This is a genomic window from Bifidobacterium sp. WK012_4_13, assembly GCF_041080835.1.
Classification (GTDB): domain Bacteria; phylum Actinomycetota; class Actinomycetes; order Actinomycetales; family Bifidobacteriaceae; genus Bombiscardovia; species Bombiscardovia fermentum.
Window position 1 is genome coordinate 1,618,579 of sequence record NZ_CP129683.1, and the last position, 15,001, is coordinate 1,633,579.

At 56.6% G+C, this 15,001-nt stretch carries 9 protein-coding genes; 5 read left to right on the forward strand and 4 right to left on the reverse strand.

Annotated elements, in window-relative coordinates; translation table 11 throughout:
* Window positions 1-37: 37 nt before the first annotated feature.
* Entirely contained in the window at window positions 38-2,143 is a 2,106-nt protein-coding gene (locus QN062_RS06535) for a serine/threonine-protein kinase (RefSeq protein ID WP_369341028.1), read from the reverse strand.
* 320 nt (window positions 2,144-2,463) lie between these two features.
* Between QN062_RS06535 and QN062_RS06540 the strand changes: the two genes are divergently transcribed.
* Window positions 2,464-3,591: an ABC transporter ATP-binding protein gene (locus tag QN062_RS06540; RefSeq protein WP_369341029.1), complete on the forward strand. Its 1,128-nt coding sequence runs from the start codon at window positions 2,464-2,466 to the stop codon at window positions 3,589-3,591.
* 224 nt (window positions 3,592-3,815) lie between these two features.
* Entirely contained in the window at window positions 3,816-5,189 is a 1,374-nt protein-coding gene (locus QN062_RS06545) for a DUF4032 domain-containing protein (RefSeq protein WP_394854714.1), read from the forward strand.
* 154 nt (window positions 5,190-5,343) lie between these two features.
* Here the strand turns inward: QN062_RS06545 and rlmB are convergent, their stop codons facing one another.
* The gene (gene rlmB / locus QN062_RS06550) at window positions 5,344-6,318 is read right to left on the reverse strand and encodes a 23S rRNA (guanosine(2251)-2'-O)-methyltransferase RlmB (protein ID WP_369341030.1); all 975 of its coding nucleotides are present in this window, start codon (window positions 6,316-6,318) and stop codon (window positions 5,344-5,346) included.
* A 270-nt stretch (window positions 6,319-6,588) separates the two neighbouring features.
* Here rlmB and QN062_RS06555 point away from each other — a divergent pair, with 270 nt between their 5' ends.
* A complete protein-coding gene (locus tag QN062_RS06555) occupies window positions 6,589-9,564 on the forward strand; it encodes a cation-translocating P-type ATPase (protein ID WP_369341031.1) in 2,976 nt (991 codons plus the stop codon).
* Between the two features lie 82 nt (window positions 9,565-9,646).
* Here QN062_RS06555 and dcd read toward each other — a convergent pair whose 3' ends face one another.
* Both dcd and QN062_RS06565 read right to left on the reverse strand, forming a co-directional pair.
* On the reverse strand, window positions 9,647-10,228 hold the full coding sequence (gene dcd, locus QN062_RS06560) for a dCTP deaminase (protein WP_369341032.1): 582 nt from the start codon (window positions 10,226-10,228) through the stop codon (window positions 9,647-9,649).
* Between the two features lie 96 nt (window positions 10,229-10,324).
* Window positions 10,325-11,434 (reverse strand): LacI family DNA-binding transcriptional regulator, encoded by a 1,110-nt coding sequence (locus QN062_RS06565; RefSeq protein WP_369341033.1) that lies wholly within the window; start codon window positions 11,432-11,434, stop codon window positions 10,325-10,327.
* Between the two features lie 266 nt (window positions 11,435-11,700).
* Here QN062_RS06565 and QN062_RS06570 point away from each other — a divergent pair, with 266 nt between their 5' ends.
* Together QN062_RS06570 and QN062_RS06575 are read left to right on the forward strand one after the other, a co-directional pair.
* Window positions 11,701-13,143 (forward strand): SpaH/EbpB family LPXTG-anchored major pilin, encoded by a 1,443-nt coding sequence (locus QN062_RS06570; protein ID WP_369341034.1) that lies wholly within the window; start codon window positions 11,701-11,703, stop codon window positions 13,141-13,143.
* On the forward strand, window positions 13,143-14,978 hold the full coding sequence (locus tag QN062_RS06575; protein ID WP_369341035.1) for a SpaA isopeptide-forming pilin-related protein: 1,836 nt from the start codon (window positions 13,143-13,145) through the stop codon (window positions 14,976-14,978). Before QN062_RS06570 ends, QN062_RS06575 begins: the two co-directional genes overlap by 1 nt.
* Window positions 14,979-15,001: the final 23 nt, after the last annotated feature.

The window sequence follows — 15,001 nt, forward strand, 5'->3', positions numbered from 1 at the left end:
TCACGGTTCATGACAGCTTTACTGTACTGTACCGTTCTCAATATATTGCCTGCAGTGGATTCCAGTCGATGGCGGGTGAACCGGCAAGCGCGGCAAGCACTGCGGCGAACGCGGCGATCCAGACGAAGAATAGCACGCGCGAGGCAATCGGGCTGAACGCATCGTGTGCGGTTTGCAAGTCCTGAGCCGCATCGTATCGGATTGCATCATCGCGATCGCGGCCATGTTCGTTTGGCGAATCGCGTTCATCGATATGAAGATACCTGCCACGGAGGCGGCCTGCGCCGAGACGAATGGTTCCCGACAGCGGACCGGCGGTCGTTATGATCCAGGCGAGGAGCATTCCTCCTGCAATGATGAGACCGGTAGCCGATACCGCGCTGTCAGATGGCAGGGGAATCCTGAAGGTCAGCGTTCCCAGCTGCATGGTGTGCCTTGTCGTCGGGAGCGACAAGGCGACAGTGGACAGTCCGATGACAATCGTCAGCATGATGATCTGAACAAGTGCACGCGAAACCATGACGATGAAGGATCTTGCCACATGCCAGGGCATCGTGGTCAATGCTACAAGAACATCGGATCTGTTCCGGAATCCTCCCCTTCGTTCTTCCCTGTTCAGCTGGGCATCGGTCGCCATGCCCATGCATACGCAGATCCAAAGTCCGAGGCAGGAGATCATGAATGCATATATTGGGAGCAACGCGAACATCGGTGTGACAAAGGCCGCAATCGCCATCAGCACGATGCTTCCCCGATGCTGATAGAGGTCTCGTTCGCGTTCGGGGACATCGGGCTGAGTATCGGTGACATTGCTCTGCCATGGATCGCCGTCTGCGTCCAAAGGCTTCTCATAGGGCTCTTCATAAGGCTCTCCGGGCTCGTCAGCCTGATATCCTTCGCCATATCCCACAGGGGCAGGGTCCTCGTCTGCGCGATATCCGTCGGATTCAGCCCCGTTCATTCCCCACAGCGTGCGTGGATTGGTCTCGTATGGAGATGAGTCGGCAGGCAGATCGCCGAGGGCGGCCGTGGGTGCGATGGCAGGGCTTTCATCGTCATGCTGTCCATCAGCCAAAGAGGCGATGCCAAAAGGGCGCATCATCTGTGTCCCGGATGCCTGGTCGGAAGGGTTCTCGGGTGACTGATTCTGCAGTGGGTCGGGGGAGTGGTGCAGCCGGGAGTCCTTGTCTATGATCTCGCCATTCGGATTTTTTCCGAGCAGGGCGGTCGAGGACTCCTGATTTTCGATGGCCTGATTCCAGAGCTGGGGAGCCAGGGCATCCACGGTGATCGCATGCAGAAGTTCATCCGGGGTGCATCGTTCTTCGGGATTTGGGGAGAGTGCCTGGCGGAAGGCCGCCTGGGTTCTGTCCGGCAGCCCAGAAAGGTCAGCGTTGCCAGAGGCTTCCCGCTCCAGAACGGTCATCATCGGCCGTGTGCCGAATACCGCCTTTCCCGTGGCGGCATATGCAAGCACTGCGCTTACGCTCCACCAGTCCGTAAGCGCAGACGATTCTGCTCCGTCGATGATTTCCGGTGCTATGAAGCCGGGGGTTCCCATGACCAGGCCTGTTCGAGTCACATGGCTTTCGCCCTCGCCCATGGCAATGCCGAAATCGACAAGAATCGGGCCCGTCGCGGCGATCATCACGTTTGTCGGCTTGATGTCTCGATGAACGATGCCGGCATGATGCACCGCATGCACGGCATCCATGAGCTTCGAAGCGAGCCGCTCCAGGTCATCGCCGATATATCTTCCGTTTTCGGCGATATCATCGCGAAGATTGTTGCCTTCGATCAGTTCGGTCACGATGAAGGCAAGGGCATCATCCAATTCCATATCCACGATTTCGCATACTCCGGGATGGTGCACGCGTTGCAGGGCCATCGCTTCCCTTCGAAGTCGCTCGCGGGCGGTGACGGTTTCAGAGGTGCCAGAAGCAGCGAACCTGTCGACCGTGGTGCTTACCAGCGACCGTTCATCGTTCAATGAATCGCGCAGAATCTTCATGGCATGGAGCTGCCCGCCATCGTCCCTCACCTTCCAGACGGAGCCCATGGCTCCTCCACCGAGAGGGGCGATCAGCGTATACCCACCGATCTGCTCTCCAGGCTGAAGATTGACCATGCTCAAATCATCCATGCCTCTATTGTGCGCCACTTTATTGTGACTGTGCACAAAGTTGCGTCAGATTTGCTTGAAATACCCATGTTGCGGGTGGGTGCAGCTCACAAGGGTTTCTTTGGACATCGGTTTTCCGTTTAGGACACGCCGTTCATTCGATAATTAAGCTGGTGTATAGTTGGCCATGGCTCAAGGGAGAGTTTTCTTCGATGAACCACATAACTCAACGCTGCAGCGAGCATTTTCCACAGTCGGAAGAGTAATCGCTCTACAGCACCACAGTGAAACCCTTCACTACGGATCGTTCGGCACGTACCTGCCGATGAAAGGAAAACAACATGGCAGAAGTGGTATTCGAGCATGTTACTCGTATCTATCCAGGCAACGACAAGCCTTCGGTAGATGATTTGAATCTGGATATCAAGGATGGGGAATTCCTCGTTCTGGTTGGACCTTCCGGTTGCGGCAAGTCTACAACGCTGAGAATGCTTGCAGGACTTGAGGAAGTCAACAAGGGTCGCATCCTCATTGGTGGCAAGGACGTCACTACGATGCAGCCAAAGGATCGCGATATAGCCATGGTTTTCCAGAACTATGCACTGTATCCTCATATGACCGTTGCAGACAACATGGGCTTCGCCCTGAAGATCGCCGGCACTCCTAAGAACGAGATCCGTCAGCGCGTCGAAAAGGCCGCTGAGATTCTCGATCTCACCGAGTACCTCGACCGCAAGCCAAAGGCTCTGTCCGGTGGCCAGCGTCAGCGTGTTGCCATGGGTCGCGCAATCGTCCGTGAGCCCAAGGTCTTCCTTATGGATGAGCCTCTTTCCAACTTGGATGCAAAGCTTCGCGTTCAGACACGTACGCAGATTGCGGCACTGCAGCGTCAGCTCGGTGTCACGACGCTCTACGTGACCCACGATCAGACCGAGGCCCTGACGATGGGCGATCGCATCGCCGTCATCAAGCTTGGCCTGCTTCAGCAGGTCGGCCGCCCCACCGAGCTCTACGATCGCCCAGCCAACGTCTTCGTTGCAGGCTTCATCGGTTCGCCATCCATGAACTTGAACATTCACCCAGTCGTGAATGGCCAGGCCAAGATTGGTGACGATACGATCAGCCTTCCCAAGGAAGCAGTCGACAAGCTCACACCTGAGGACAACAGCAAGATCGTTCTCGGATTCCGTCCGGAAGATGCCTCGCTCGCAGGTCCGAACGAACCGGATGCCTTCTCGCTGAAGGTTGCGAATGTCGAGGATCTTGGATCTGACGGTTACATCTATGGCCACATTCTGACGGATGACAGCGCTGCTGAGGATGCAACGATGATGTCCGATCAGAACAACATGACAACCGTCCGCGTGTCTCCTCGCGAGCTCCCTGCGGTTGGCCAGACGGTGAAGATTCATATCGATCCGGCGAAGATGCATCTCTTCTCCACCGCGACCGAATTGCGTCTGAACTAGACTAATTCAACTGCTGGGCGGAGGCTTGTGGAGGCTTTGGCTCGGCAGTGATGATTTCTTTCTCTCTATTCCTTCTCTCTGAAATGCTCCCGCCGGAAAGTTGGCGGGGGCATTTTTCTTCTTCGCCCTTGTGCCGAATACATGTATTTCACATGTTTTGCCGTCTTGTTCGGCTCGTTGTGGATACTGGAGGTATGACTATGGATAATCAGAAGCTTTCGAGGATGGATCCCAGAGCGGTCAAGGCGACCTCGGTCATCTCCACTGATGAGACGAACGGTCCTCATGTCGCGCATGCGCTGCGCATCACGGCTGCCAGCTCCAATCCGAAGATGTTCACGCTTCCATGGGAAAAACCCTTGTCTCAATGGCCGAAGGACTATCTGGCGAATCTTCCCCGTGGCATCTCCCGTCACGTGGTGCGCTTCGTGCATGTGGGCGATGACGTATATGCAATGAAGGAAATCACTCGGACGGTTGCTGAGCGAGAATACGAGCTGCTCCGGCGTCTGCAGAAGCTCGAACTGCCGACAGTCACCCCAATCGCGGTGGTGACGGGCCGTCATACGCCCGAAGACCAGGAATTGGAAGCGATTCTGGTGACACGCCATCTGAAGTTCTCGCTGCCTTACCGTGCGCTTTTTGCGCGCAATCTTCGCGCAGACACCGCGGAGCGCCTTATCGATGCGCTTGCCGTGCTGATGGTCCGCTTGCATCTGGTGGGCTTCTATTGGGGTGATGTCTCTCTTTCCAACGTGTTGTTCCTCAGGGATGCGGACTCGTTCGCCGCGTTCCTCGTGGATGCAGAAACCGGCGATCTGCACCCGAATCTTACCGATGGTCAGCGAGAATATGATATCGATCTTGCCCGCACCAACATCATCGGTGAACTGATGGATCTGAATTCCGGCAATCTGCTGCCTGCTGACGTCGATGAGGTCGCTGTCGGAGACAGGCTCGTCGAACGCTATCGTTCGTTGTGGGGAGCCCTGACCGATGTGGACAGCTTCAATCCCAATGAGATGTGGAAGATCGAGCAGCGTGTGAACAAACTCAACGACTTGGGTTTTGATGTCGATGAGCTGGAGATGAAGACGGCGACCGATGGCAACCGTGTACTGGTCAGGCCTCGCGTCGTCGATGCCGGATATGCCTCTCGAAAGCTGTTGCGCCTGACTGGTCTGGACGTCCAGGAGAATCAGGCCAGAAGACTGCTCAATGACTTGGATGCCTACCGTGCTTCTACATGGCGGCAGGGAGAGGATATCGAAATCGTGGCCACCGATTGGATGCGAGAGGTTTTCGAGCCAACCGTTCGCATGATCCCACCTGAGTACCGGTCACAGATCGAGCCAGCGCAGTTCTTCCATGAAATCCTGACCGATCGTTGGTATCTTGCTGAAAAGGCGGGGCATGACATTCCTATGGGCGATGCCGTTGAAAGCTACATCGAGAACGTGCTGCCGAAATACAGGCTTGATGAGGCGGCGATGAAAGACATCAACGATGAGGCGGAGAGCGGCGTCATTGACGACGAGGAAAGCTATGGGGAATACAACCCCGAGGACGATCCGGATGCGGCGGTGTGGGCCAGCTGAAACGGCATTCGATGCTTGAATGGAACGAGATTCCGAGTTTTGCGGCAATTCTCAAGTATCAAGGTTGATTTTTGGCTTTTTCCCGTCGGGTTTTCAACAAAAATTGCCTTTTATACTTGAGAATTGCCGCAAAACTCGGAATCTCGTTTAAAATTCACTCGTTTCGTGCCTTTGCAACCGCATATAGGCTGATTCCAGCGGCAACTGACGCGTTCAGGGACTCGACCGTCGAGCTGATTGGGATTCCGGCGATGACATCGCAGGTCTGACGGACCAATCTGCTTAGACCCTCGCCCTCGGAGCCAAGAACGACAACCAGTGGATCGCGTTCGAAGCCAGTCTCGCCGACCACGGCATCGCCGCCGCCATCGAGACCCACAGTGTAATAGCCGCGTTCTTTCAGTCCTTCTAGCGCGCGGGTCATGTTCACGACTCGTGCGACGGGCATATGGGCTGCAGCTCCGGCAGAGACCTTCCATGCAGCAGCGGTCACCGAGGCGCTCCTTCGCTCGGGGATGATGACTCCCGATGCGCCAAAGGCTGCCGCTGACCGTATGACAGCGCCAAGATTCTGAGGGTCTGTCACGTTGTCAAGCGCTATGAACAGAGGCTTTGCCTTAATGCGGGACTTCTCCGACGCTCCTTCCATGGCTCGAGACTTCTTCTCTGCATGTTCGACGAGGTTTTGCAGAGAGGAATAGTCGTACGGCTGAACCTTCAGGACGACCCCCTGGTGGTTGCTGGAGCGTGCGATGCGATCCATCTCGAAATGGTCGGCCTCCAGCAGATTCAGGCCAGCAAGGCCGGCCAGACGCACGATTTCGCGTGTGCGGTCGTCATGCTCAAGTCTGCTTGCGATGTAGAGCTGAGTCGAAGGAACCCCGACCCGCAACGCCTCAAGAACCGAGTTACGTCCGAAGACCAGATCATCGGAGTCAGAGGCGTAACGAGCAACGCGACGACGCGCGGCAAGTCTTGGATCGGAGGCGTTACGGCGCTCCGAGGCTTTCTTCGCCTTATATGCCTTGTGATATGTGCGGTCCTCAGCCTTTGGGGTAGGGCCTTTTCCACGCAGTTTGCTGCGATGCTTCCCGCCCGAACCCTTGGTCGGGCCTTTCTTAATAGCCATGCAGTCAAACCTACCTGCTGCTCTTGTCATCATCTATCGATTTCGGCAGAAATTGCGGACATTTCTTCGCTCACGTCAGAATGGCGCGTGTGAATCGTGCCGTATATGAGCGGTCTATGACATAATAAACGTGTCACACCGGCGCATAAGCGCTGGAACACAACCGCGCAGTCATGGCTTCCCATTTCAAGTGGTGCTTGATGCAACATTGGGGAATGCGTTACGAGGTCCGATGGCTGAATACTCCGCGGCTGATCTAGGAGTTCGAGAATGACTGGACCTACCAGTGAACATATCGACGTATCCGTGCCACAGGTAGCTGGCAACAGCCCAGCTTCCGACAATCAGGCCAGCATTGAGGATCGGGATCCTTCGCAGCTTGATGCACGAAACGTATTACGGGCAATGAATGTCGATGCTTCGACCGGATTGAGCTCAGAGGAGGCGGAGCGCCGTCTTGAGCAATTTGGCCGCAATGAGCTCGAATCCGCACCACCAGTGCCGAAGTGGAAAAAATTCCTCGAACAGTTCAGGGACCCGCTCGTCTATCTGCTTTTCGTGGCCACTGGAATATCTGTGGTCGCCTGGTTCATTGAACGATCGCAGGCATCGCACAGCGGTGAGGGAAGTGAGGCGCTCCCGTTCGATGCCATAGTCATAGTCCTTATCCTCGTGCTGAACGCCGTGCTCGGATACCTGCAGGAGGCCAAGGCCGAAAAGGCCGTTGACGCCCTCTCAAAGATGACGGCACCCCAGACGTCGGTGCTGCGCGACGGCCGCGTTTCTCATATCGACACGGTCGAGCTCGTGCCGGGCGACATCATGGTTCTCGGTGAGGGGGATACTGTTTCCGCAGATGGGCGTCTGCTCAGCGCCGCAAGCCTTCGCATCGCGGAGGCCTCGCTGACCGGTGAATCGGTTCCCGTGAGCAAGAAGCCCGACACGCTTGCATCCGCCAAGGCTCTTGGCGACCGCAGCAACATGGTCTTCAACGGCACCGCGGTGACTCAGGGAACAGGCAGGGCCATCATCACCGGAACGGGCATGAACACGCAGGTCGGCAAGATTGCCGACATGCTTTCCCAGACCGAGGATGAAACGACTCCATTGCAGAAGGAGATGACGCATGTTTCGAAGATTCTCGGAATTGCGGTATGCATCATTGCGGTGCTCGTGCTTGTCGCGCTTGCGACCATCTCAGGGTTCCACAGCACGCAGGACGTCATAGACTCCCTGCTGCTTGCAGTCTCGCTGGCGGTTGCGGCTGTGCCGGAGGGTCTCGCCGCGATACTCACGGTCGTGCTTGCCTTGGGAGTCCAGCGCATGGCCCAGCACCATGCGATCGTGAAGAAGCTCAGTTCGGTCGAGACTCTCGGTTCCGCTTCGGTCATCTGCTCGGATAAGACCGGCACCCTTACTCGCAACGAAATGACGGTCGAGAAGGTCGTCACCCCGAGCGGGGAGGTTGAGCTCACCGGCACCGGATATGCGCCAATTGGCCAGATGGTGGGCGCTGGCGGTTCCGATCTTGCCTCGGATGCGCCCGAACGAGTCGAGACCCTGAGCACGCTTGCGATAGGTGCCATGGCCAATGACGGCGATGTGCGCAAGGACGAGGATGCCGACGAATGGAAGATCGTAGGAGACCCGACGGAGGTGTCCCTTGTGGTCGCCGCACGCAAGGTCCATGCGGACAAGCAGCTCGGGAGCATGAACAGAGTCGCAGAGATTCCCTTCACATCCGAACGCAAGCGCATGTCGGTTATCGCCGAGGACAAGGGCGATGGCAACAGGCTCAGCGTATTTGCCAAGGGTGCTCCTGATGTATTGATGCAGTACTGCACCAGGATCAGGGTGAATGGGCAGGTTCGCAGACTTACCGAAGGTGACCGACAGACGATTCTCGCAACCGTCGAAAGTTTGTCAGGACAGGCCTACCGAACGCTCGGACAGGCGTATCGCCCACTCGGCACGGCTTCGCTCTCCGAGGTTCCAGGAGTCGTGTCCAATGCTGCCGGACAGGTGAGCGATATCTCAGAGCAGGATGAAGCCATTGAAAAGGACCTCATCTGGACGGGGATGGTGGGCATAATCGACCCGCCACGCACGGAAGTGCGCGCGGCGGTCGCCGAGGCTCACAGAGCCGGCATCCGAACTGTCATGATTACGGGCGACCATCCCCTCACCGCGGCGCGCATCGCGAGCGATCTGGGAATTATCCGCCCGGGCGAACAGGCCAGAACCGGCGACGAGCTTGACGCCCTGTCCGAGAATGATTTCGACGCGACCACGAGCGACGTCTCCGTATATGCGCGTGTGGCTCCCGAGCACAAGCTGAAGATCGTGTCATCATTGCAGCGCCAGCATAACATCGTCGCGATGACAGGCGATGGCGTGAATGATGCCCCTGCGGTCAAGACTTCGGACATTGGCGTTGCCATGGGCATCACGGGAACCGAGGTCACCAAGGAATCCGCGAAGATGATCCTTGCCGACGATAATTTCTCGACAATCGTCGCAGCCGTGCGCGAAGGCCGAGTGATATTCGATAACATTCGCAAGTTCCTGCGATATCTGCTCAGCTCCAATGTCGGTGAGGTGCTCACCGTGTTCGGCGGCGTCATATTTGCCGGATTCCTAGGCATCACGCAGCCGGGTGTCGAGGGTGTGACGGTTCCGTTGCTTGCGACGCAGCTTCTCTGGATCAATCTGCTTACCGATGCTGCTCCTGCGCTCGCCATGGGCGTCGACCCACAGACTGACGATGTGATGGGCCGTGCGCCGCGCGGCCTTCACGACCGCGTCATCGACGCCAAGATGTGGGGCGATATCGTATTCATCGGCATCATCATGGCAGTCGTGACGCTGATCGGCATGGACATGCACCTGAGTGGCGGATTGTTCACGGACCGATCGGTGAGTGCGCTCGGCCATGATGCACAGATGGTCGAAGCTCGAACGATGGGGTTCACCATTCTGGTGTTTGCCCAGCTGTTCAATGCGGTTGCCTCGCGTTCGGCACGTCAATCGGCATTCGTCGGCCTCTTCACCAATAAGTGGCTCTGGGGTGCGATTGGGCTGTCCGTGGCTTTGCAGCTCCTGGTCATCTACGTACCATTCCTCAACACCGCCTTCGGCACCACACCGCTGAACATGACGGCCTGGTTCGAGTGCCTGGCACTCGCAGCCTTCGTATTGGTGGCATCCGAGCTCAGAAAGCTCGTGCTTCGTTCCATGAAGCGTTGAGACGCTGGGCGCACGGAGAACGAGGAGCGGCATGGCCGCCAATCAGCGGGCCAAGGCTCTGTAGCAGAGATGAACCACTGAATTATTGAGAGACGTCAGCCTTGTAGAAGTTGACGAAGGAGCGAGATGGAGTCGGTCCGCGTTGCCCTTGGTAATGCGATCCGGCTCCTTTCGATCCATAAGGATTCTCTGCTGGCGAGGACAGGCTGAAGAAGCACATCTGACCAATCTTCATGCCAGGCCATAGCTTGACAGGGAGCGTGCTGACGTTCGAAAGCTCAAGTGTGATATGCCCTTCAAACCCTGGGTCCACGAAGCCTGCCGTCGAATGGGTCAGTATGCCCAGACGACCCAGCGAGCTTTTGCCTTCAAGACGAGCTGCGATGCTCGCATCCAACTTGATGTATTCCCATGTCGAGCCCAACACGAACTCCCCTGGATGCAGGATCCAAGGGTCGCCGCTGCGGACCTCGAACTGCTCCGTGAGCTGTCCCTGATCCTCTGCCGGATCCACATAGGTGTATTCGTGATTGTTGAACACTCGGAAGAACCGATCCAATCGCACGTCGACGCTGGCCGGTTGAACCATTTCAGGGGTCCAGGGATCCAATGAGATGCGTCCCTCTCGATATGCAGCATTGATGTCGCCGTCGCTCAATAGCATGTGTTCTCCTTTAAGTTCACACCAAGTTTAGCGCCAATGTGGGAAAGTCCGGCACATATCGTGTGTGGACTGCCCGCGCGTTCCATGGTGAGGCTTCTATGCAAGCGCGCGAACCGTTCTTCCCTTCCTCATAAAGCCGGAAACCACGAAGCGGGTCGATGAGGTTGCCCTTGCTGAACCCTCGATGCCATTGGGATGCATGCTGCCCAGGGCGATGGTGCCGCTGAAGTCAGTCTTCGAAAGCAGCAGCGGCACGGCATGCAGGGTCGCCCTCAGCAGGTCGGGTATGGGCTGCACCCAGGAGGTGATTGGTTGCGGGAAGTAGTTGGCTATGTCCCATCCACCGAAGCTGGTAACGGAGAGCTGCTCAGGAACGTGAAAGCCGCGTTCGTAGAGTTCGTGGACCAGCGCCGCGGCAAGGAAATCGCTCATAACCGCTATGGCCGTTGGCTGGACGCCGGACACGTCTTCAAGATACGGAATGATCGTGCGTGAAACGAAGCGCTCGGCCGAAGCCTTGTAGCTTCGATAGTCGATTGGGACGGAAAAGATCGTGGCGCTGCCGAAAGAAAGGTCATGATGCCGAAAGGCATCCTTGACGCCATCGATGCGCTCCTTGAAATACGACAATCCTGCGGAATTCTCCTCGGTCAGGACAAGCATCCGCCGGTGACCCGCCTCGAGCAATGCGTTGGCGGCCTGCTCCGATCCGAAACGGTCGTCTCCGACGATTGCTGCATAGTCAGCCGGTGCATCATCCGAGGAAACGAACAGAATGGGCTGTCTGACCTGCGCGAAGCGCCGTGAGTCGGAGACCAGAGTCCAGCCGATGATGATGAACAGTGACACGCTGGTGCGATTTTCCTCGCTGACCATGGCGCCGATAACATCGCTGTCATAAGGAACGTAGATGGTCGAAAGCCTCATTCCCAAGGTCTGCTGAAACATTTCAAAGTCCTGCATGGTCAAGAGATGCGCGACGTCCTGACCGGTTCGAACGACCAGGCAAACGTTGGTCGACGAGCCCATTCGCATCGCTCTGGCATGGTTGTCGGGCAGATATCCATATTTTTTCGCCGTGGCGATGATTTCGCTGCGCAAAGAGTTACTTACACCCGGTTTATGATTCAGCGCCCTTGAGACAGTCGCCGTGCTTACGTGGCAGATTTTTGCAATATCCTGAATATTCGTCTGATGAATCCCCATTATGGCTCTCTTTTCGGCCGAAATTCTCCACGATCAGCTATGTCGCATATCACTGAGCAATACGTAATCGTTTACGTGGTTTTCGCAATCGTTTACGTACCATTCTAGCCGCTTTTCCAAGCTTTGCCCTGCTTATGATACCTGCGCAGAGTGGCGTCTGTGTCAGGGTGGGGGCCCTGTCTTTCGTGATGAGAGGGGGATTGATGAATAATCGAATTTTCTCTGCAAAATCCGCTGATTATAACCATGTGATACTTGGGTTTTGCATGACCGTGCTCATAGTTCTTGCGAGCGCGATGAGTCCGATTGCAGCGCATGCGGCAAGTTCTTCGGGGAACATAGACCCTGGTCAACGAGGATCTTTGACGGTGCACAAATATGCTCAGCCAAATGTCAATGCGGAGTTGCCCAACGACGGTTCAGAGATAGGGGCCGACAGGCTCGCTGACCTGACGGCGATTCCCGATGTCACTTTTTCGATCAAGAAGGTTCCTGGCGTTGATCTGAGCACGGAAAGTGGGTGGGATGCCGTTGAATCCGCATACAGCGGTGATGATGCCATAGGCAATGCGGTTTCGGCCACAAAGGATGTGACGGCTCAGACCGCGACGACCGATGCCTCTGGCATCGCGAATTTCCCTGATCTGGACTTGGGCGTCTACCTCGTTCAGGAAACTGCCACGCCAACGAACGTGACGGCGTCGCAGCCGGTCGTCGTGACGGTTCCGCTTCCTAAAGCAGACAACGATGGTTCGTGGCTTTATGATGTTCATCTGTATCCGAAGAATGTCGTCTCTTCGATAGTCAAGAAGGTCGAGCAGGGATCGACGACCGAAAAGCCGGTCATCTGGACGATTGAGTCTTCGATTCCCGGTGGCAGGCCGACCGACATGTATCGTGTCGTCGATCTTTTGGATCCCCGTCTCGAACTGCTTTCAAGCGCGGTCACACTGACGGGTGGCTCAGGTGTGAAGCTGGTTTCCTCCGAGGACTATGTCGTCACGTCCTCGACGGCGGCGAGTGGAACCACGGTTTCGATCACGTTCACCGAAGCTGGTCGCGGCAAGCTCTTCTCGGCGATTGCGGCAGATCCGCAGAGTGCGGTGCGAACCGTGCTGACAACCAAGGTCACTGCTCTGGGAGCCGATGGGTTGATACCGAATTCGGCGACGCTGTTCCCTAATTCCTCGACGACTGTCGTCTCGAACAAGCCGAAGGCGGTCTTTGGCAATCTGACCTTGAAGAAGGTCGATGCGAGCAATCAGCGTGCGCTTAAGGGAGCGCGCTTCCAGATATTCTCATCGCTGTCCGACGCGCAGGCAGCGAAGGATGCGATCACTGTGAACGGAAGCTCCGCTTGGACTTCGGATGACAAGGGATTGCTGACCATCAGCGGTCTTGCATATGGCAATTATTGGATTCGAGAAGTCGCAGCGCCAGACGGATATGTGGCTTCGCATGACACGTTCATGGTGAAAGTCGATTCCTTCGACAATGCAAGCGACTACACGATATCGAACCTTGCAAAGAGCGTGACGAGCACGCCTGGGACCGTTCCTGGCTCGTACAGCTGGTACGGAGGTCCGCTTGCAAGGACCGGTTCGAGCATCGCCGCATTCGTAGTGCTGTTCGCAGTGGGTGGCGCCCTTGGTGCGGCACTGCTGAGAAGGAAATTCTCATCAAGCGCATATCTGGGGGGTGACCGGTGATGAAATCACAGAATCATAAGAGCTTCGGACAGGATGCCTTGCGTCATCTGTATGCTATCTTCGCCGTGGTCGCCATGCTGGCGACGGCGGGAATCGTGGCTTCGCTGAATCCTCAGCGCGCTGAAGCTGCGACGACCACAGCGCTGTCGTGCGCCACTGGGAATTTCTATACGGTCACCTCGAACGGAAGCGTATACAGGGTGACGGCAAGCGGCGATGTCGTGAACACCGCTCTTTCGAACACAGGAATAAGCTTCCCTGTTGCAAATCGAGGGGACATCAACGGACTGGCCATCGGTTCAAGCGGGAGTACCGCGTTCGCCTTCGAGCGCACTTCCTCCACCGTAGCCATAAAGCGATGGGATGCCTCGACAGGGGCGGTCCAGTCTTCGGCATTCACTACCTTGACGAAGCCCAGCAATCTCAGCTTCTCTGCCTCTGATCTGATCGCAGGTGGAATAAACCCGACCGATTCCAACGGATACTATTATTTCGGCGGATTCGGCACATCAAACACAGGAGCCAACAGCTTCCTGATATGGAAGGCGAATCCGACCACCTTCGCAGTCAGCTTCGTCGGATACATCAGCCTTCCATCCGATGTGGTAGGTACCAATGGCGATCTGGCCTTCGATCAATCTGGAAATCTGTATGTTCTGTCCAGTTCAGGAAGCGCCAATCACATCATCGGCGTCACGACATCCGCCCTTTCGGCGGCGAGCGGAGCAAGCATCCCATATGCCTCAAGGCCAAGCATCGATGGGTCAGGGCTGACATACAACGGGATGGCCTTCAGCAACACCGGCACCGTCTACGTTCAGGGACAGAGCAATTCCGTGACACGGATTGGCGTGACGGACCCGACTCAGGGTGGGGAGCCGACGCAGACCTATCGGGTCCGTGATGGCAGCAATGACATCGATGGCGTGGACCTGGCTTCCTGCCAGACTCCTCCGACGATTCAGGCGCTGAAAAAGAACGTGGTGGCGCGATATGACGCCACCGATCAATTCACGCTTTCGATCACGCCGTTGGGAAGCAGCGCGGCCAGTGCGACCGCGACCACGAGCGGATCGATCATAGGTCCGCAGAATGAAGTGGCCGGCCCAGTCATAGCTGTCCCCGGATCGACCTATGTGCTCGAAGAGGTCGGGGCTGGTTCACCGACCGCAGACCTCTCCAAGTATTCGTCATCGCTGAGCTGCATCGATGCCAACAATGGCGGAGCCGCGGTCGCCGTCACCCCTGTTGCGGGCAGCACGACGAAATACACGATGACGATACCGACGAACACCGTTGCCGCCATATCGTGCACCTTCACGAACAAGGCCGTGCAGAAGCTGTGGAACTTCTATCTGCAGAAATATGGCCCACAGGCGACATCAAGCACCTCTCCGACCGCTCTCGATGGCGCAAGCTTCGAGATCCTGTCTGACAGCGGCAATCAGCCTGGAAGCGTGCTGGCCACATATAACCCGACTGCAGTGAGCGGGCAGACGGGAAAGTTCTCGGTCAGCAACATACCCGAGGGCACATATTGGCTTAGGGAAGCCAATGTTCCAACGGGATACGACGGACTTGCAAGTCCGGTGCAGTTCAAGGTGAATTCGGATGGAACCGTTGCGCTCACCACAGGCTCCTCCCAGGTTTCGGTCGTAACCGACCAGACCGGAAAAGTGTTCACTCTGAACGTCTCCGATCCGCAGAAACCAGGGGTCGAATTGCCCAATACGGGTGGGGAGGGAACCGTGATGTATCTGCTCATAGGACTGTTCGTGCTGTTCGGCGGCATTGCAGGCTCGGTGCTTACAAAAAGGATCAGGCCAGCAAGGTAGTCAGTCATCTGCAAGAAATGTTG